Raw genomic sequence first — 19,084 nt, forward strand, 5'->3', positions numbered from 1 at the left:
GCCGCCCGCGCCGCCGGCTGCCGAACCGCCGGCCGCCGCGCCGCCGGCTGCTGAGCCGCCGGCCTCCGAGCCGCCGGCTGCCGCGCCGCCGTCCGACGAGCCGCCGGCGCCGCCGCGGGTCTGATCGAACCGCTGACCGGAACCCCCGACCTCCGTGGTCGGGGGTTCCGTCGTGTGCGGGGGCGAGTGGTGGCCCGCCCGAATGGCCCGATGCCGGGGTGCGGCGGCGGGCTGTCGCGGGCGCCGTCCACTAGAGTGTGAGGACGCGATCCGTCGACCAGAAAAGGGTGTCAGCGTGCCCGAACCCGCGACCGAGTCGCGGACCGTTCCACTTCCGGACGGTTCGCTCGAGCTCACGTGGGCCGAAGTGACCCACAAGGGCCGACGGCGCGACGGGAACCAGGACGCCGTCCTGGCCCGCTATCCGCTCTTCGCCGTCGCCGACGGCATGGGCGGCCACATCGGCGGCGAGATCGCCAGCTCGAGCACCGTCGAGCGGCTCGCCGGGGTCGTGGCCAAGGGGTCCGTCACCCCGAAGACGATCGAGAAGGCGCTCTCCCGCGCCGTGGCCGACATCTCCTCGCACCCCGAGGCCACCGACGACGGCACGGGGACGACGGTCACCGGGGTCTACCTCGACGACTCGGATGCCGAGCCGACCTGGGTCACCTTCAACATCGGCGACTCGCGCGTCTACCTGTTCCGCGATGACAGCCTCGCCCAGGTCACGACCGACCACTCCGTCGTCCAGGAGCTCATCGCGTCGGGCCGGCTGAGCCCCGAAGAGGCGGAGAACCACCCGTACGGCAACGTCATCACGCGCGCTGTCGGCCCGAGCGACGGGGTCGTGCCGGACTACGTGCGGCTCGAGGTCGTCGACGGGGACCGCTTCGTCATCTGCAGCGACGGACTCACGAAGGAACTGACCGACTACGGCATCCTGCACTTCCTGCTGCAGCACGCCGACCCGGGTGACGCGGTCGACGCGATGCTCGAGGCGGCGCTGGAGAACGGCGGCCGCGACAACATCACGATCATCGTGCTGAACGTCGCGCGCACCGGCTCCTCCCCCGTCGCCGACTGATCCCGTCTCGCCCCGGGACCACGCCCCGGGTGCCCGCGCGATCGCGCGACCCGATTCGATGGACGTCGTGCAGCACGATGACCTCGACGAGCCGCTCTCGCTCCCCGCAGCGCCGGCCCCGGTGCCGCGGGCGCCCCTTCCCGTGGTGTCCGCGCTGGCTCCCGTCCTCGGAGCCGTGCTCCTGTGGGCCATCACCGGCTCCGTCTTCGCGCTCTGGTTCGCCGCGCTCGGGCCCGTCCTCCTCGCGGCATCGGCTCTCGATGCGCGGCGCGGCGCACGTCGCCGGCTCCGGCGCGCCGCGCGGGAGTCCGCGGCGGCGGTGGCCGGCGTACGGACGGGCGTCGCGGCACGTCACGAGGCGGAGCGTGCCGACCGGTGGGCACAGCACCCCGACGTGGCCGGCTTCGCCGGCGCGCCCGAGGACATCTGGCGTCCCGTCCCGGGCCGCCCGGATGCGCTCGTCGTCGCTCGCGGCGACGCGGCGAGCCGCCTGCGCGTGACCGGCGGGGACGGCGGCGTCGCGGCGCGCGATCTGCAGCGGTCGGCCCGGCGGCTCGAGGACGCGCCGATCACCGTGCCCGTCGAGAGCGGCGTGGCTGTCGTGGGACCGCCGCTTCTCGCAGCCGCCGTCGTGCGGGCGCTCGTGCTGCAGGTGTGCCTGACCGCGCCGCCCGGCGCGGTGCGCCTCCTCGAGGGCGCCCCGCGGGAGCTGCAGGGCCTGCCGCACACCACCGCTTCCTCGGGCCGCGTCCTGTGCGCACCGATGGACGCCGGTGCGCTGCCGCCCTCGGCGGACATCCCGATCGTCCGGGTCGACCCGGGTCGACCACCCCCGCCGCGCTGTGCCGTCGTGGTGACGCTCACCGGGATCGACAGCGCCCGGCTCGACCATGAGGGAACGAGCCGGGACGTGCGCATCGAGGCGCTCTCCGTCGGGCAGGCGCGCGAGATCATGGCGCTCTTGCGGGCCCGCAATGCCGCCGCCGCGGCGCCGGTGGAACAGGCCACCGGGCTCGCAGCGCTCCTCGAGCACGCCCCGCCGGCGGCCCTCGACCGGCTTCCGGCGCCGATCGGCACGACCCTGGGGCGGCCCGCCGTGCTGGACCTCGTGCGGGATGGGCCGCACGCCATCGTCATCGGCGTGACCGGCGCCGGCAAGAGCGAACTCCTCACCTCGTGGATCGTGGCGCTCTGCCGCTCGCACGGCCCGGACCGCGTGTCCTTCCTGCTCGTCGACTTCAAGGGCGGGCGGACGTTCGACGCGCTGCTGCCGCTGCCGCAGGTCACCGGCGTGCTGACGGATCTCGACGACGCGGCCGCCGCACGAGCCGTCGGGAGCCTGCGAGCCGAGATCCGGCACCGCGAACGCGCACTCGCGGATGCGGGCGCACGCGACGTCGCCGACGTCGACATCCCGCGGCTCGTCGTCGTGGTCGACGAGTATGCGGCGCTCGTGGCCGCACATCCGGCGCTACACGACGTCTTCGGCGACATCGCCGCGCGCGGGCGTGCCCTCGGCATCCACCTCATCCTCGCCTCCCAGCGGGCCGCGGGCGTGTTCCGGGATGCCGTGCTGGCCAACGCCCCGCTGCGGATCAGCCTGCGGGTGACGGACGCCGGCGACTCCCGCAGCGTGCTCGGCACGGACGAGGCGGTGCTGCTCAGCGGGAGCCCCGACGCGCGCGGGACGGCGCTGGTGCGACGCGCGTCGGACGCCGAGCCGCACAGCCTCCGTGTCGCGCTCTGCGACGACGCGACGATCGCGCGCATCGCCGCCCGGACGCCGGGGCCGCGTGCGCGGCGACCATGGCTGCCGGCCCTGCCCGCGGTCATCCCGCTGGACCAGGTGCGCGCGCCCGGCCACATCGTGCTCGGCATCGCCGATCAGCCCGACCGGCAGCGTCAGCCGGCCGTGCACCTCGCGCCGGGGGAGCCCGGGCTCGTCGTCCTCGGGCGGGCCGGGTCGGGGCGCACCGCGATCGTCCGGACCGTGGCGGCGCAGTGCGGGGCGACATGCGTCATCCCGGCGGACCCGGAGGCGGCGTGGGACGCGACCGTCGCCCTCGATGGGCTCCGCCCCGGCACCGCGGTGCTCGTCGATGATGCCGACGCCCTCCTCGGGCGTCTCCCGCCGGAGTACGCCACCGCGGTCCTGGAGCGACTCGAGACCGTTGCGCGGACGAGTCGCGCGCGCGGCGTGCTCCTCGTCCTGACGGCTCAGCGACTGAGCGGCGGTCTCGCACGCCTCGCCGAGCTGATCCCGCGTCGCGCGATCCTCGCGCTCGCCACGCGCGCCGACCACGTCGCCGCGGGCGGCGATGCCGCCGGGTTCCTCGCCGACGCACCGCCCGGTCGCGGCCACCTGGGCGGCGAGCTCGTGCAGTTCGCGCTCCCCGCCGGTGACTCCGGCACCCCCGCGCGCTGCGCGCCGCCGGTCGTGCACCCCGCGCGCCGGGCGGCGGCGTTCATCGCGCCGCCGGGGCCCGGCACGCGCGCGACCCTCGCGGCCTGGAGCGACGGCGGCCTGCGCATCGCGCACGTCGCCGACGCCGACGCCGACCTGCGGCCCGGAGTCGTCGTGTGGGGCACGCCGGAGGAGTGGCTCGCGCAGTGGCGCCTGCTCGCGCGCGCCCGCGGAGAGGCGGACCTCGTCGTGGACGTCGCGTGCGCGGCGGAGTATCGCGTGCTCACGGGTCGCCGCGACCTGCCGCCGTACGCGCTCGGCGGCGCGCGCCGCGCGTGGCTCGTGCGCGCCGACCCCGACGCCCCTGCCCGCCGCGTCGCGCTCCCCGGCGGCGATGCGGTGCCTTGACGCTCCGGCCTCGGGGGGCCTAGCGTCACGACTGTGACTACCACGCCTGTTCACCTGACCCGGGGTGATGGCAAGGGACTCGCCGCAGGAACGCTCGGGCTCTGGGGCTCGACGGTCATCGGCTTGGCCTCGACCGCACCCGTGTACTCCCTCGTCGCGACCCTCGGCTGGGTGGTGCTCGCCGTCGGCGGGCAGGCCCCCATCGCGTTCATCGTCGCGTTCGTCCCGATGCTCTTCATCGCGTTCGCGTACCGGGAGCTGAACAACGCCGTCCCCGACTGCGGCACGACGTTCACCTGGGCGACGAAGGCGTTCGGCCCGTGGGTCGGCTGGATGGGGGGCTGGGGCGTCGCCGTCGCCGGCATGGTGGTCCTCGCGAACCTCGCCCAGATCGCCGGCATCTACTTCTGGTCGCTGTTCGGCGACGGGTCGCTGTCCGAGAACGTGGCGGTCGTCACGGCCACGGGCGTCGTCTTCATCGCGGCCATGACGTGGGTGAGCTGGCGCGGCGTCGAGATCGGCGAGCGTCTGCAGAACGTGCTCCTGGCGGTCCAGTACATCGCGCTCGCCGTCTTCGTCATCGCCGCCCTGTGGCAGTACTTCACCGGCACCGCCCCGAACGCCACCGCCTTCGACTGGGAGTGGATGAACCCGCTCGCGTTCGACGACTGGCACGGCTTCACCGAGGCGGTGCTCCTGGCGCTGTTCATCTACTGGGGCTGGGACACCTGCCTCGCCCTGAACGAGGAGACGAAGGACCCTAAGCGCATCCCGGGCCGCGCGGCGCTCCTGACCACCGTCATCCTGCTGTTCACCTATGTCACCGTCACGATCGCCGCCATGATGTACGCCGGCATCGGAGAATCCGGCGTCGGACTGGGCAACGAGGACAACGCCGACGACTTCTTCCTCGCCGTCCGGGACGGCCTGCTCGGGCCGTGGGGCTGGGTCCTGATCGTCGCGGTGCTCATCTCCGCGGTCTCCTCGACGCAGACCACGATCCTCCCGACCGCCCGCGGCACCCTCGCGATGGGGGTGTACCGTGCGCTTCCGGAGCGTTTCAAGCACGTCCACCCCGAGTACCGCACGCCGTCGTTCTCGACTCTCGTGATGGGCGTCGTCGCGGTGGTCTACTACGTCGGGATGACGCTCATCAGCGACAACCTCCTGCAGGACTCGATCCTCTCGCTCGGCCTGGCGATCGCCTTCTACTACGCCATCACCGGGTACGCGTGCGTCTGGTACTTCCGCCGCGACCTGTTCACCTCGGGGCGCAACCTGTTCTATCGCGGCATCCTGCCGCTGCTGGGTGCGCTCATGCTCACCTACGCGTTCATCCAGTCGGCGATCGACATGTACGACATCGAATACGGCTACTCCGAGCTCCTCGGGATCGGCGGCACCTTCGTCGTCGGCGTGGGCGCGCTCCTCGTGGGCGTCGTCCTCATGTTCGTGTGGTTCCTCTTCCCCCGGTCGAAGCGGTTCTTCCGCGGCGAGAGCCTCAACCGCGACACGCCCGTCCTCGTGCCGGAGGAGCCGGGCGAGTTCGTCCGCTCCGTCGACGGCGGGCGTGCCTGACCCCCAGCGCCGAAGGGACACCACCATGCGCATCCTCATCGTCGGCGCCGGCGGCGTCGGCTCCGCCGCCGCCCGCATCGCCGTCCGTCGCGACTTCTTCGAGCGCCTGATCCTCGCCGACTACGATCCCGCCCGGCCGCAGGCCGTCGTCGACGAGCTCGGCGACGAGCGCCTCGTCGCTGCGCAGGTCGATGCGTCCAGCGCGGACTCCGTGGCCGCGCTCATCACGGAGCACGGGGCCACCCACGTCCTCAACGCCGTCGACCCCCGCTTCGTGATGCCGATCTTCGACGGCTGCTTCGCGGCCGGGGCCGTCTACCTCGACATGGCGATGAGCCTGTCCCACCGGCACCCCGATCGCCCGTACGAGCTGACCGGGGTCAAGCTCGGCGACGAGCAGTTCGCGAAGGAGCAGGAGTGGAAGGATGCCGGCCGGCTCGCGCTCGTCGGCATCGGGGTCGAACCCGGGCTGTCCGACGTCTTCGCCCGCTACGCGGAGGACGAGCTGTTCAGCGAGATCGACGAGCTCGGCGTGCGCGACGGCGCGAACCTCGTCGTCGCCGGGTACGACTTCGCGCCCTCGTTCTCCATCTGGACGACCATCGAGGAGTGCCTGAACCCGCCGGTCGTCTACGAGCGCGACCGCGGCTGGTACACGACGGCGCCCTTCAGCGAGCCCGAGGTCTTCGACTTCCCGGAGGGCATCGGTCCCGTGGAGTGCGTCAACGTCGAGCACGAGGAGGTGCTCCTCATGCCGCGGTGGACGGGTGCCCGTCGCGTCACCTTCAAGTACGGCCTCGGCGACGAGTTCATCGAGGTGCTGAAGGTGCTCAACAAGCTCGGCCTCGACCGGACCGAGAAGGTCACGGTCAAGGGCGTCGAGGTGTCGCCCCGCGACGTCGTGGCCGCGTGCCTGCCCGACCCCGCGACCATCGGCGACAAGATGACCGGGAAGACCTGCGCCGGCGTGTGGGTCACCGGGAAGGGCAGGGACGGGGAGCCCCGCTCGACCTACCTGTACCACGTCGTGGACAACGAGGACACGATGCGGGAGTACAACTCGCAGGCCGTCGTATGGCAGACCGCCATCAACCCGGTCATCGCGCTCGAACTGCTCGCATCGGGCGTCTGGTCGGGCACGGGCGTGCTCGGCCCGGAGGCCTTCGACGCGCGACCGTTCCTCGATCTCCTCGGCGGCGCTTACGGTTCGCCGTGGGGGATCCAGGAGAAGGAGCCCGCCTGACGCGTCACCGCGTGACCCGTCAGGCGGACCGTCTCACGCGAGGGCGTCCTGGAGGGCGCGCAGCGCAAGACCGTGCGCGGTGGCGACGCCGGCGTTCACGACATCCCCGCCGACCGTGTTGAGCCCTGCCGCCAGCGACGCATCGCCGCGCAGCGCGTCGCGCCAGCCGTGCGCCGCGATCCGGCGGATGTACGGCAGCGTCGCGTTCGTCAAGGCCGACGTCGAGGTGTTCGGCACGGCGCCGGGCATGTTGGCCACGCAGTAGAACACGCTGCCGTGGACCGTGAAGGTCGGGTCGGCGTGCGTCGTCGGGCGCGTGTCCTCGAAGCAGCCTCCCTGGTCGACGGCGATGTCGACGAGCACCGAGCCGGGCCGCATCCGCGACACCATGTCGTTGGTGACGAGCTTGGGCGCCTTCGCCCCCGGGATGAGCACCGAGCCGATCACGAGGTCGCTGGCGACGACCGCGCGGTCGAGATCGAGGGGGTTGGACGCGGCCGTCTTCACGCGCCCCTGGAAGTGGTCGTCGAGGTAGCGCAGGCGCTGGATGTTCGTGTCGAACACCGTGACGTCCGCGCCCATGCCGACCGCGATGACGGCCGCGTTCGCGCCGGCCACGCCGCCGCCGATGACGGTCACGGTCGCGGGGCGCGTGCCCGGTACGCCGGACATGAGAAGGCCCAGGCCGCCCGCGGAGCGCAGCAGCGTCGCCGCGCCGACGGTCGGCGCGAGCCGCCCCGCGACCTCGCTCATCGGCGCGAGGAGCGGCAGCCCGCCGCCCGCCGACTGCACGGTCTCGTACGCGATCGCCGTCACACGGTCCGCCACGAGGCGATCCGTCAGCGGGCGGTCTGCGGCGAGGTGCAGGTAGGTGAAGAGGACGAGGTCGTCGCGGAAGTGGCCGTACTCGGAGGCGATGGGCTCCTTGACCTTCAGCAGCAGCTCGGCGCGTGCCCACACCTCGGCCGCATCGTCGAGGAGTGTCGCGCCGGCGTCCTCGTACTCAGCGTCCGTCATGGACGATCCGAGGCCCGCGCCACGCTGCACGAACACCTCGTGCCCCGCGGCGGACAGGTCGTGCACGCCCGCGGGTGTCAGTGCGACCCGGTACTCGTTGTTCTTGACTTCGGTGGGAACACAGATCCGCATGCTCGTCCTTTCTGCGTCCCTTGTGGGGACGACTACACCGTCGGCCGGATGGACCCGACGTCCTGCCCGCCGCCGGTCACCGACAGCGGAAGAAGTGACAGGGTCTGCGCAACGTCGCCCGCAGGCAGCGCGCCGACCCGCTCGAGGAGCGCCAGGGCGATCGCGGTGGCTGCGCGCCCGTTCCCGTCGAGGATCTTGAGGGCGACCGTGGCGCCGTTCGGGGCCACCATGACCATGACGCCTTCGGCGCCGCCCTTCGCGAAGACGCCCAGGCGCTCGATCGCGATCGTGTCCGGGCGACCGGGTCCGTCGATCGTCCAGGGGTTCTCGCGCACCGCGCGCACGAGCTGGCCTGCGCTGCGGTGCAGCGCGAACGGCGACCGCTCGGACGAGGATCCGATGCGGTGGATCGCGCGGCCGAGGGCCGCGAGACTCATCGCGAAGACCGGCGCGCCGCACCCGTCGACAGCGGTCGCGGCGGGCTTCGCGCCGGTGAGCCGCTCGATCACCTCGCGGATGTGCAGCTGCAGCGGATGTGCGGGGTCCAGGTAGGTGGTGTGGTCCCAGCCGTTCGCCGTGCAGGCGAGGAGCATGGCGGCGTGTTTGCCGGAGCAGTTCATCCGCACGCGCTGGGGCTGACCGAGCTCGCGCACCAGCTCGTCACGCGTCGCCGGGTCGGAGGGCCAGGCCGGCGGGCACTGCAGGTCGTCCTCGCCGCGGCCTGCGGCATCCAGGATGGACCGCACGACGGCGACGTGCCGGTCGGTGCCGGCGTGGCTCGCCGTCGCGAGCGCCAGACGCTCGCCCTCCAGCGTGGCGCCCGCCGTCAGGCACGCGAGTGCCTGCAGCGGTTTCAGGCTGGAGCGGGGGAGGATCGGCGTGTCGACATCGCCGAGCGTGCGGACGGCGACCCCGTCGGGGTCGAGGACGACAGCCGATCCGGCATGCCGGGACTCGACGAAGCCGCTCCGTTCCACGACGGCCAGCTCGACTGCATCCGGGACGGTGAAGGTCTGCGCCACGATGTCAGCCTATCGTCGCGCCCGCCACGGTCTGCGATGGCAGACTGGCCGGATGATCGGCGAGCACGAGTACGCGCTGCGGAGCGTCTGGACCGGCAACCGCGGAACGGGGACGAGCGGGTACCGCGACTACGACCGGGCCGTGACGATCTCCATCGACGGCAAGGCGGAGCTCGCGGCATCCAGCGACAAGCCGTTCCGCGGCGACCCTGCGAAGTGGAATCCGGAGGACCTGCTGCTGGCCGCGCTGTCGGAGTGCCACCTGCTGTCCTACCTCCACGCGTGCGTGCAGGCGGGCGTCGTGGTGGTCTCCTACGCCGACGACGCGACGGGGCGGATGGTCGAGGACGGCCGCGGCGGGGGAGCGTTCACCGAGGTCGTGCTCCGCCCGCGCGTCGAGGTCGCCGAGTCGGGGATGATCCCGGCGGCGACCGCGGCGCACGCGCAGGCGCGGGAGTGGTGCTTCATCGCGAACTCGGTGAACTTCCCGGTCCGGCACGAGCCGACGGTGATCGTCGCCGAGGTCAGCGGCGCTCGTGCGGCAGGACCTGCTTGAGCCGCTCGACGGGATTCTGCGCGGGCGCTTCGTTGTAGGCGTGCGCGAGCTCCTGGCCGGAGAGCGCGTGGATCGCCGCCATGATCTCGTCCGTCGCGAGGCGACGGGCGCGCCCGGATGACGCGGGCCCGTGGTGGGCGAGGTCCAGCGGCTCGCCGTAGCGGATGATCACCTGCGGCTGCATCTTCGGCCACTTCGCGCCGACCGGCATGGCATCGCTCGTGCCGACGAGACCCACCGGGACGACCTTCGCTCCCGTCTGCAGGGCGAGGAACGCGACGCCCGTGCGGCCCTTGTAGAGGCGGCCGTCCAAGGAGCGCGTGCCCTCCGGGTACAGCGCGATCGCGCGGCCGGACTCGAGGATCCGGCGCTGCTGGTCGAGCGCATCGAGCGCCGCCTGACCGGCCCCGCGCGTGACCGGCGTCGCGCCGATCGCGGTGAAGAACTGTCGGCTGAACCAGCCGGCGATGCCCCTCCCTTCGAAGTACGACGACTTCGCGAGGAAGTACACGGGGCGCGGCGCGAACATGGGAATGACGAACGAGTCGATGAACGACAGGTGGTTGCTCGCCAGGATGACGGGTCCCTTGCGGGGCATGTTCTTGCGGCCCTCGATGCGGGGACGGTAGATCAGTCGAGCGAGCGGGGCGATCAGCCAGCGGATGACGTAATAGGTCAGTCCGACGCCGCCGACCTCGGCCTCGTCCGCGGATGCCACGTCGGGTACGGGCTCTTCCTCTGCGGTCACCCGACGAGGTTACTCCCGTTTTCATTCCTCCTCGGGCATAGCGCGTTCTCAGCCGGGGCAGAAGAAAATGCGGGAGGATGGAGCCCTTCCCCGTCCCCCACTGTGAGGTCTTCCGTGCGCCTGCGCCCCTTCGCCCTGTCCGTCGTCGCCGTGTCGGCGCTGCTGCTCTCCGGCTGCGCCGGAGGCGACCAGCCCTCGCCCGACGCGAGTGGATCAGCGGACCTGTGCGCCGCCGTCGCCGACTCCGGCGCGGCATCCGAGGCCGTCGACGTCACCGGTGAGGTCGGCGAGCCCTCGACGGTCAGCTTCGACGCGCCGCTGGAGATCGACGAACGGCAGGTCAGCGTCGTCGAGGCCGGCGACGGCGAGAAGGTCGCGGCCGGTGATTTCGTGACCTACGCGCTGTCGGCCTTCGACCCGGAGACGGGCGACGAGATCGCGACGGCGGGCTACGAGCCCGGCGAGATGTTCCCCTCGCAGATCTCGCCCGACAGCGTGCTCGGCCAGACGCTCGGCTGCAACCCGATCGGCACCCGCGTGGTCGCCGCCTTCCCGAAGACCGATGAGACCGCGGCCGAGATCTACGTCCTCGACCTGCTCTCGGTCGTCCCGACCGCCGCGTGGGGCGAGGCGCAGGATCCGGTCGCCGGGATGCCGGAGGTGACGCTTGCCGACAACGGCGCGCCCACCGTCACGGTGCCGGAGGGCGAGCTGCCCACGAAGACCACGGTCGCGAGCCTCAAGAAGGGCGACGGCTACGAGGTCCAGGCCGGCGACGCCGTGCTCATCCAGTACTGGGGCGTGCGCTGGTCGACCGGCGAGTCGTTCGACTCGACGTGGGACAAGGGCGGCGTGCCGTACGCGGAGCGGACCACGGCATTCGTCCCGGGCTTCCAGAAGGCACTCGAGGGGCAGACCGTCGGGTCGCAGGCGCTCGTCGTCATCCCGCCCGCCGACGGCTACGGCGAGGGCGAGATCAACACGACCGACCTCAAGGGCGAGACGCTGATCTTCGTCGTCGACATCCTCGGCGCGCAGCACATCCCCGCCGAGTGACCCGCGGCTACGCTGAACCCATGCGGCGTGTCCTGATCCTCGGCTCGACGGGCTCGATCGGAACGCAGGCCCTCGATGTCATCCGGAGTCGGCGCGATCGCTTCGAGGTGGTGGGTCTCGCCGCCGGCACCGACCGCGCGGGCCTCGCTGCCCAGGCGGAGGAGTTCGGGGTCGCCCTGACGGCGCTCGGCGCCGAAGAGGCCGAGCAGCTCGTCCGCGACGTCGACGCCGACGTGGTGCTCAACGGCATCACCGGCTCGGTCGGCCTCGGCCCGACCCTCGCCGCCCTGGAGTGCGGGCGCACGCTGGCCCTGGCCAACAAGGAGTCGCTCATCGTGGGCGGCGACCTCGTGACGCGCCTCGCGGCCCCCGGTCAGATCGTGCCGGTGGACTCCGAGCACTCCGCGATCGCGCAGGCCCTGCGCGCGGGGGATCCCAGCGAGGTGCGCCGGCTCGTCCTCACCGCCTCCGGGGGACCGTTCCGCGGCCGCGACCGGGCGGGGATGGAAGGCGTCACGCCCGCGGAGGCGCTCGCGCACCCGACGTGGGATATGGGCCGCGTCGTCACGACGAACTCCGCGACCCTCGTCAACAAGGGGCTCGAGGTCATCGAGGCGCATCTGCTGTTCGGCGTCGCGTACGACGAGATCGACGTCGTCGTGCACCCGCAGTCGATCGTCCACTCGATGGTGGAGTTCACGGACGGCTCCACGATCGCGCAGGCCTCGCCGCCGGACATGCGGCTGCCGATCTCGCTCGGCCTGGACTGGCCCCACCGGGTCGCCGGCGTCGGCGTGCCGCTGGACTGGACCGCCGCGAGCGCGTGGACCTTCGAGCCGCTGGACGCCGAGGCGTTCCCCGCCGTCGAACTCGCCAAGCGCGTGGGTCGCGCGGGCGGCACCTACCCGGCGGTCTTCAACGCCGCCAACGAGCAGGCCGTGGATGCGTTCCACGAGGGCGGGCTCGGGTTCACCGGCATCCTCGACACCATCGAGCGCGTCGTGGACGAGCACGACGCGCCCGGCGAGCTCACGCGCGAGTCGCTCGCCGAGGCGGAGCGGTGGGCCCGCGCCGCCGCCGACCGGGTCATCGCCGCCCACTGATCGCCCGCGCGTCGCACGCGTCACATCCGCTCCTGCGAATCGATCGCAACGCAACGATCGGCCCGCCCCGGAAGCGGTGGGGCGGGCCGATCGACAAGCCCGCCGTTGGGCTCGATCTGACCGTCGGGGGGAACGGTCAGTGCACTGTGAGGCCGTGCGCGCGGAACTGCTCGCGGACGCGCTCGACCAGCTCGGGTGTCGGCGGCTGGGTGTCGGCCAGCTCGTACTCCCGGCCGATCGCCTGCCACTTGTCGCGGCCCATCTGGTGGAAGGGCAGCACCTCGACGCGGGTGAGGGCACCCGGCCGGATCTCGTTGAGCGACGCCGCGTACTGTGCGACGGCCTCCACGTTCTCCTCGTCGTCGGTGAGACCCGGAACGAGGACGAAGCGGATCCAGATCTCGGGTCCGTCGACGAGTTCGGCCAGACGCCAGCCGAATGCGAGGGTCGGCTCCAGGTCGCGTCCCGTCACCTTCCGGTACGTCTCCGGGTCGCCGGACTTCACGTCCAGCAGCACCAGGTCGGTGTCGGCGAGCATCTCGTCGGTCGCATTCACGCCGAGGTAGCCGCTCGTGTCCAGGGCGGTGTGCACGCCGAGCGCCTTCGCGCCGTGCAGGATGCGGGCCGCGAACGCCGGCTGCATGAGCACCTCGCCGCCGGACAGGGTGAGCCCGCCGCCGGTCGCCCGGAAGACGCCGGCGTACCGGCGGATGCGGGTCACGACCTCGTCGGCGGTGACCGGCTTGCCGTCCTTCATCGCGAGCGTGTCGGGGTTGTGGCAGTACAGGCAGCGCAGCGGGCAGCCGTTGAGGAAGACCGTGAGCCGGGTTCCCGGTCCGTCCACGGCCGTCACGAGCTCCCACGAGTGCACGGAGCCGAGGCGCCCCTCCCGCATCGCGGTGAGGCGCTCGCCCCGGTCGACCTGCGCGACGCGCAGGCCGTCCAGGCCGTGGCCGGCGCGTGGCCCCGCCGCCGGGGCGGGCCCGCCGGAGGGAGCCTCCAGGCGGGTCGCCTCGGGCGGCAGGGCGGTCAGCGGGAACATGACGGTCACATCGAGCCGTGGAAGGTGCGGGAGAGCACGTCGAGCTGCTGCTCGCGGGTCAGTCGCACGAAGTTCACGGCGTAGCCGGAGACGCGGATCGTCAGCTGCGGGTAGTCCTCGGGGTGCTCCATGGCATCCACGAGCGTCTCGCGGTTCAGCACGTTGACGTTCATGTGATATCCCTCGGACCCGATGTAGGCGTCCAGGAGACCGGCGAGGTTCTGCACCTGCTCGTCCTTCGTGCGGCCGAGGCCGGCGGGGACGACGGTGTTGGTGAGCGAGATGCCGTCCTGCGACTGGTCGTACGGCAGCTTGGCCACCGACAGGGCGGATGCCAGCATGCCGTGCGTGTCGCGTCCGTTCATCGGGTTGGCGCCCGGGGCGAACGGCTCGCCGGCGCGGCGGCCGTCGGGCGTGTTGCCCGTCGCCTTGCCGTACACGACGTTCGACGTGATCGTCAGGACCGACTGCGTGGGGAGTGCGTTCCGGTACATCGGGTGCCGGCGGATCTTCGCCATGAACCGCTCGACGAGGTCCACCGCGATGCCGTCGACGCGGTCGTCGTCGTTGCCGAAGGTGGGGAACTCGCCTTCCGTCGTGTAGTCCACGACGATGCCGCGCTCGTCGCGCACCGGGGTGACGGTGGCGAACTTGATCGCCGAGAGCGAGTCGGCCGCGACCGAGAGGCCGGCGATGCCGCAGGCCATCGTGCGGAGGACGTCGCGGTCGTGCAGCGCCATCTCGAGCCGCTCGTACGCGTACTTGTCGTGCGACCAGTGGATGCAGTTGAGCGCCTCGACGTACGTCTCGGCGAGCCAGTCCATCGTCTTGTCGAACCGGGCCATGACGTCGTCGAACTCGAGCGGTCCGTCGCCGACGGGCGCGGCGATCGGGGAGACCTGCTTGCCGCTGACCTCGTCGCGTCCGCCGTTGACGGCGTACAGGAGGGTCTTGGCGAGGTTCACGCGAGCGCCGAAGAACTGCATCTGCTTGCCGACCCGCATCGGCGAGACGCAGCACGCGATGGCGGCGTCGTCACCCCACGCGGCGCGGATGATCTCGTCGGACTCGTACTGCACGGCCGACGTGTCGATCGAGACCCGCGCGCAGAAGTCCTTGAATCCCTGGGGCAGCTCCGGGCTCCAGAACACGGTCATGTTCGGCTCGGGGGCGGGGCCCAGGTTGTACAGGGTCTGCAGGTAGCGGAACGAGTTCTTCGTCACGAGCGGGCGGCCGTCCTCGCCCATGCCGCCGATGGTCTCGGTGACCCAGGTCGGGTCGCCGGAGAACAGCGCGTCGTACTCGGGGGTGCGGAGGAACCGGACGATGCGCAGCTTGATGACGAAGTCGTCGATGATCTCCTGCGCCTCGGTCTCGGTGATGAGGCCGGCGACGAGGTCGCGCTCGATGAAGACGTCGAGGAACGTCGAGGTGCGACCGAGCGACATGGCCGCGCCGTTCTGCTCCTTGACGGCGCCGAGGTAGCCGAAGTACAGCCACTGCACGGCCTCGCGGGCGGTCGTGGCGGGCCCGGAGATGTCGACGCCGTAGGACGCCGCCATCTGCGCGAGCTCGCCGAGCGCGCGGATCTGCTCCGCGTGCTCTTCGCGCTGGCGCACGATCTCCTCGGTGAACGGGGTCGTGTCCAGGCCCAGCTTGTCGACCTTCTTCGCGCTGATGAGCGCGTCGACGCCGTACAGGGCCACCCGGCGGTAGTCGCCGATGATGCGGCCGCGGCCGTACGCGTCGGGGAGGCCCGTGATGATGTGCGAGTTGCGGGCTGCCCGGACGTTCGGCGGGTAGGCGTCGAAGACGCCCTCGTTGTGGGTCTTGCGGTACGTCGTGAAGACCGTCCGCAGCGTGGGGTCGATCTCGTAGCCGTAGGTGTTCAGGGCTCCCTCGACCATGCGCCATCCGCCGTTGGGCATGATGGCGCGCTTGAGCGGCGCATCCGTCTGCAGGCCGACGATGATCTCGTCGGCGCGGTCGATGTAGCCGGGCGCGTGCGCCGTGATGGCGGCGGGCGTGTGCGTGTCGACGTCGTAGATGCCCTTCTCGCGCTCGACGGGGAACATCGCGCTGAGGGTGTCCCAGATGCGCGTCGTGCGGGCGGTGGCGCCCTGCAGGAACGACGCGTCGCCGGCGTACGGCGTGTAATTGCGCTGGATGAAGTCGCGCACATCGATGCCGTCCTGCCACGGGCCGGGGGTGAATCCGGTCCAGGCCGCGGGCTGGGCATCCTGTGTGGCGGGGGTGACGGTGGTCATTTCGCTTCCTCGTGTCCTTGTGGGATCGAGCGCGTCGGGTGGTCCCCGTCTGGTGGCGGTATTCCGCTCGGCGTGCCGGTTAGGACCAGGATAGCCCTATGGTCTGACCACTGGAAGAGGGTGCACGGATGCCACAAAAGGGACCCGTTGCGGGCGCGTTCCTTTGTGGTCAGACAACAAGACTCGCGAGCGAGTGGATGCCTCGCCGACACCGCGAAATGAAAGCCGGCTCCTGTCGTGTCCGGGCCGGTCAGTCGGCGCCGATGGACGCCCGCCCAGGCCCGGGCCCGGGCCCGGTCAGGCCAGGGGGCGCGAGGGGTCCGAGAGGGGCGTCTCGTCGGCGGGGTACGGCACGTGCCAGGACGGCTCGGGCACGGGCCATCCGGCGTCACGCAGGGCGCGGCGGGCGAGCTCGCGGGCAGAGTAGGGAGTGCGGACGCCGCGGATGTCGCGGTAATCCTGGTGGCCGGGCCCGGCCCACAGGATGGCGTCGCCGTCGCCGACGAGCGCGACGGCCTCGCGGATCGCGCGCTCGGGCGGGGAGTACTCGTGGATGTCGGCATCCGGCTGCGCGCGCCGCGCGCCGTCGACGAGGGTGGCGCGGATCGAGTCGGGGTCTTCGAAGCGCGGGTGGTGGTCGGTGACGATGAGGATGTCGCTGCCCTCGACCGCCGTCCGGCCCATGTCGTGCCGCTTCGTGGCATCGCGGTCGCCGTCGGCGCCGAAGAGCATGAGCACCGTGCCCGGCGTCACGCGCCGGACGGCGGCGAGCGTCTTCTCGAACGCGTCGGGGGAGTGCCCGAAGTCGACATAAACGGCGGGTCCGCGGTCGCCCGACACGCGCTGCGTGCGGCCGGGGAGGTGCGCGTCGATGCGGCCGCCGTCTAGGACGGCGACGAGCCGCTCCCAGGCGTAGCCGCCCTCCAGCAGCATGACGATGGCGAGGCCCGCGTTGGCGGCCATGTGCCGGCCGATGACGGGGACGGTCGTTGTGAGGATGCGGCCCTCGGGCCCCGTCAGGGTGAACTCCGTGCCGTCCTGCCGCTCCTCGACGATCTCGACGCGCCAGTCCGCCGCCGCGGCGGGGTCGACGGCGATCGCGGGGGTCACGATCGTGACCGTCGGCACCGTGCTGCGCTCGGCCACCTCGACGCCGTAGGCGGAGTCGAGGCACACGACGGCGCGGCGCGACCGGTCCGGCTGGAAGAGCGGGAGCTTCGCCTCGAAGTACTCGCGCATGTCGGCGTAGTCGTCGAGGTGGTCGTGCGTGAGGTTGGTGAAGCCCGCGACATCGAACAGGATGCCGTCGACGCGATGGCGCGAGAGCGCCTGGGCGCTGACCTCCACGGCCACGGCCTCGACGCCCCGCTCGCGCATGAGCGCGAGGAGCGCGTGGAACTCGGAGGCCTCCGGCGTCGTCAGGCGCGAGACGATGACCTCGCCGGCGATGTGGCGCTCCGCGGTGGAGGACAGGCCCGTCACGACGTCGAGCTGGCCGAGGATCCCCTCCAGCAGATGCGACACGCTCGTCTTGCCGTTCGTGCCGGTGGTGGCCAGGAGCAGAGGCAGGTCGTCATCGGGACCCGTGCCGTAGACCCACGCGGACAGGTCGCCGAGGAGCGCGCGCGGGTCGTCGACGACGATGATCGGGAGGCCGGCGTCCCGGGCGATCGCGGCGCCGGCAGCGTCGGTGATGAGCGCTGCCGCGCCCTTCTCGGCGGCGGTCTGCGCGAACTCCGCGCCGTGCCGTTTCGCGCCCTGGATCGCCACGAACGCCTCGCCGGCGCGGAGGTCGGCCGTCGCCAACGTTATGCCGGTCAGGCGGGTGTCGCCGAGGTCGCCGCGGTGCGAGCGGCCGAAGCGCTCGGCGAGCTCGGCGAGCGAGCGCTGCGGAGGGTTCTCCGGGCGGAGCACGGGCGGGAGATTCGAGGGTGCGGCGTCACTGGGCATGGCCCGTCCATCCTCTCATCCCTCGCGCCGATCGCCCGGTGCGGGGATGAATGCGGGCGGCGGGACGCGCACGAAGGGCGCGTCCCGCCGCGGGACGTCAGGCGCGACGGCGCAGCACGACCACGACGAGCGCGGCCACGGCCGCGACGAAGGCGCCGCCGCCGAGCCAGCGCGCGACCGGGTCGGCCCCCTCCGTCGACCCGCCGTCCGCAGCGGCCTCGGCGTGGTCCTCGCCCTCGTGCGCGTCGCCGGTCTCGGCGACCGCCCCCACCGCGACGACCGGCGCGGGGGCCTCCAGATCGTGGGCGTCCTGGCCGTCGTCGGCTACCTCGTTCCAATCCGTCTCACCCTCGGCGCACTCCTGCAGAACGGGGAACGCGACCTCGGTCTCCGCGGCCGAGGAGGCGAAGACGACATCCAGCGACACGGTGGCGCTCACGCCGTCCTCGACGGGAGTGACCGCCGTGTAGGTGACAGCGGTGGGGATGCCGTCGGCGCCGAGATCGCGAGTGATCGTCCAGGCGCCGTCGAGGACCGGCGTGACGGCGTCGAGCCCGTCGGGCAGGTCGAGCACGACGGCGGTGGTGGGGGAGCCGTCGCACCCGTGGCTGAAGCTGAAGTCGAGCCGCGTCGTGGCGCCCGCCGCGCTGTCGGTCGGGGAGACGTGCACGTGCGCGGAGGCCGCGAGCGGAGCGGCGAGGACGAGGGCGATGCCGGCGACGCTGCCGCCGACGAGGCGCGCGCGACGGCGCGCAGGGGTGGAGGTGGTCATTGTTCTCTCTCGGATCGGTGCGGCGGATCGCCGCGGAAGGGGATGCCGCGCAGGCGGCCGTGCTCAGCCGAAGACGGCTGGCGGTCCCCGTCGGGAGAGAGAGGCGAGATGGACCCGCAGGATCGCGGGGAAGGAGAGGGGCACGGCGCGCGCCGGCACCGGCGGGAACGCGGCCGCGCCGTCCGGGAGTCGGCGGAGGAGCCGGCGGAGGCCCCGCCCGATCCCGCGCAGCATCCGCTCACCCCAGGCGAGCAGCGCTGTGGTGACGAGTGCCGCCAGCGCGTGGCCGGCGACCATCCCGGGATCGAGCGCGGCGACGGCGGACCCTGCCCCGAGGACGACCGCGCCGTGGTCGTGGCGCGCGGCCGATGCCGGCGCATCCGTCCCGATCGCGGCGAAGGCCGTGTGCAGGAGCGCCTGGCTGGCGGCGACGACGGCGGCCGTGCGCCAGAGCTCCGGCGTGCGCCCGACGAGCCAGACGGCGAGCGGTGCGGCCAGGAGCGTCGCGGCGACGAGCAGCCAGAACGGCGGGGCTCCACCGCCGGAGAGCGTGTGCGCGGTCGCGGCGACCAGGGTCGCGACGGCGGTCGCCGTGCAGCCGCGCGCGACGCGCACTCGGCGTGCCTCGTGTCGTCCCCGTTCCACGCTCCGAGCCTAGTCGGCGCGCGGCTCGGCAAACTCAAAGCGCGGGGCGGTAGCGTG

Annotated in this window: 15 protein-coding genes; 7 read left to right on the forward strand and 8 right to left on the reverse strand. The window is 72.4% G+C overall.

Features of this window, described 5'->3' with window-relative positions; genetic code table 11:
• Positions 1-295 precede the first annotated feature (295 nt).
• Genes QZL85_RS04425 through QZL85_RS04440 form a run of 4 tightly spaced genes read left to right on the forward strand, consistent with a single transcriptional unit; the run spans position 296 to position 6,717 of the window.
• Complete coding sequence (locus QZL85_RS04425) at positions 296-1,084, forward strand: PP2C family serine/threonine-protein phosphatase (RefSeq protein WP_295574142.1); 789 nt, start codon at positions 296-298, stop codon at positions 1,082-1,084.
• Between the two features lie 58 nt (positions 1,085-1,142).
• Positions 1,143-3,896 carry an FtsK/SpoIIIE domain-containing protein gene (locus QZL85_RS04430; RefSeq protein WP_295574144.1) on the forward strand — a complete coding sequence of 918 codons (2,754 nt, stop codon included), beginning with the start codon at positions 1,143-1,145 and terminating at the stop codon, positions 3,894-3,896.
• 33 nt (positions 3,897-3,929) lie between these two features.
• Positions 3,930-5,474 carry an APC family permease gene (locus QZL85_RS04435; protein ID WP_295574148.1) on the forward strand — a complete coding sequence of 515 codons (1,545 nt, stop codon included), beginning with the start codon at positions 3,930-3,932 and terminating at the stop codon, positions 5,472-5,474.
• Between the two features lie 25 nt (positions 5,475-5,499).
• Positions 5,500-6,717: a saccharopine dehydrogenase family protein gene (locus tag QZL85_RS04440; RefSeq protein ID WP_295574150.1), complete on the forward strand. Its 1,218-nt coding sequence runs from the start codon at positions 5,500-5,502 to the stop codon at positions 6,715-6,717.
• A gap of 33 nt (positions 6,718-6,750) precedes the next feature.
• Here QZL85_RS04440 and ald read toward each other — a convergent pair whose 3' ends face one another.
• Both ald and QZL85_RS04450 read right to left on the reverse strand, forming a co-directional pair.
• Positions 6,751-7,866, reverse strand: coding sequence for an alanine dehydrogenase (gene ald / locus QZL85_RS04445; RefSeq protein ID WP_295574152.1), 1,116 nt, complete (start codon positions 7,864-7,866; stop codon positions 6,751-6,753).
• 32 nt (positions 7,867-7,898) lie between these two features.
• The gene (locus QZL85_RS04450; protein WP_295574155.1) at positions 7,899-8,888 is read right to left on the reverse strand and encodes an asparaginase; all 990 of its coding nucleotides are present in this window, start codon (positions 8,886-8,888) and stop codon (positions 7,899-7,901) included.
• Positions 8,889-8,940: 52 nt separating this feature from the next.
• Here QZL85_RS04450 and QZL85_RS04455 point away from each other — a divergent pair, with 52 nt between their 5' ends.
• A complete protein-coding gene (locus tag QZL85_RS04455) occupies positions 8,941-9,444 on the forward strand; it encodes an OsmC family protein (protein ID WP_295574158.1) in 504 nt (167 codons plus the stop codon).
• Here QZL85_RS04455 and QZL85_RS04460 read toward each other — a convergent pair.
• Complete coding sequence (locus QZL85_RS04460) at positions 9,413-10,162, reverse strand: 1-acyl-sn-glycerol-3-phosphate acyltransferase (protein ID WP_295574240.1); 750 nt, start codon at positions 10,160-10,162, stop codon at positions 9,413-9,415. The genes QZL85_RS04455 and QZL85_RS04460 overlap by 32 nt on opposite strands.
• 144 nt (positions 10,163-10,306) lie before the next feature.
• Between QZL85_RS04460 and QZL85_RS04465 the strand changes: the two genes are divergently transcribed.
• The gene (locus tag QZL85_RS04465) at positions 10,307-11,248 is read left to right on the forward strand and encodes an FKBP-type peptidyl-prolyl cis-trans isomerase (protein WP_295574160.1); all 942 of its coding nucleotides are present in this window, start codon (positions 10,307-10,309) and stop codon (positions 11,246-11,248) included.
• Between the two features lie 20 nt (positions 11,249-11,268).
• Complete coding sequence (dxr, locus tag QZL85_RS04470; protein WP_295574161.1) at positions 11,269-12,351, forward strand: 1-deoxy-D-xylulose-5-phosphate reductoisomerase; 1,083 nt, start codon at positions 11,269-11,271, stop codon at positions 12,349-12,351.
• 136 nt (positions 12,352-12,487) lie between these two features.
• Here dxr and pflA read toward each other — a convergent pair whose 3' ends face one another.
• The 5 genes from pflA to QZL85_RS04495 form a co-directional block, all read right to left on the reverse strand.
• Positions 12,488-13,393, reverse strand: a complete 906-nt coding sequence (gene pflA / locus QZL85_RS04475) for a pyruvate formate-lyase-activating protein (RefSeq protein ID WP_295574164.1) — start codon at positions 13,391-13,393, stop codon at positions 12,488-12,490.
• Between the two features lie 5 nt (positions 13,394-13,398).
• Positions 13,399-15,660 carry a formate C-acetyltransferase gene (pflB, locus tag QZL85_RS04480; protein ID WP_295574167.1) on the reverse strand — a complete coding sequence of 754 codons (2,262 nt, stop codon included), beginning with the start codon at positions 15,658-15,660 and terminating at the stop codon, positions 13,399-13,401.
• A gap of 297 nt (positions 15,661-15,957) precedes the next feature.
• A complete protein-coding gene (locus tag QZL85_RS04485) occupies positions 15,958-17,610 on the reverse strand; it encodes a Mur ligase family protein (protein WP_295574170.1) in 1,653 nt (550 codons plus the stop codon).
• A gap of 97 nt (positions 17,611-17,707) precedes the next feature.
• Entirely contained in the window at positions 17,708-18,382 is a 675-nt protein-coding gene (locus QZL85_RS04490) for a DUF1775 domain-containing protein (protein WP_295574173.1), read from the reverse strand.
• A 63-nt stretch (positions 18,383-18,445) separates the two neighbouring features.
• The gene (locus tag QZL85_RS04495; protein WP_295574176.1) at positions 18,446-19,027 is read right to left on the reverse strand and encodes a hypothetical protein; all 582 of its coding nucleotides are present in this window, start codon (positions 19,025-19,027) and stop codon (positions 18,446-18,448) included.
• Between the last annotated feature and the right edge of the window lie 57 nt (positions 19,028-19,084).

This window comes from uncultured Microbacterium sp. (assembly GCF_900078385.1).
Taxonomy (GTDB): domain Bacteria; phylum Actinomycetota; class Actinomycetes; order Actinomycetales; family Microbacteriaceae; genus Microbacterium.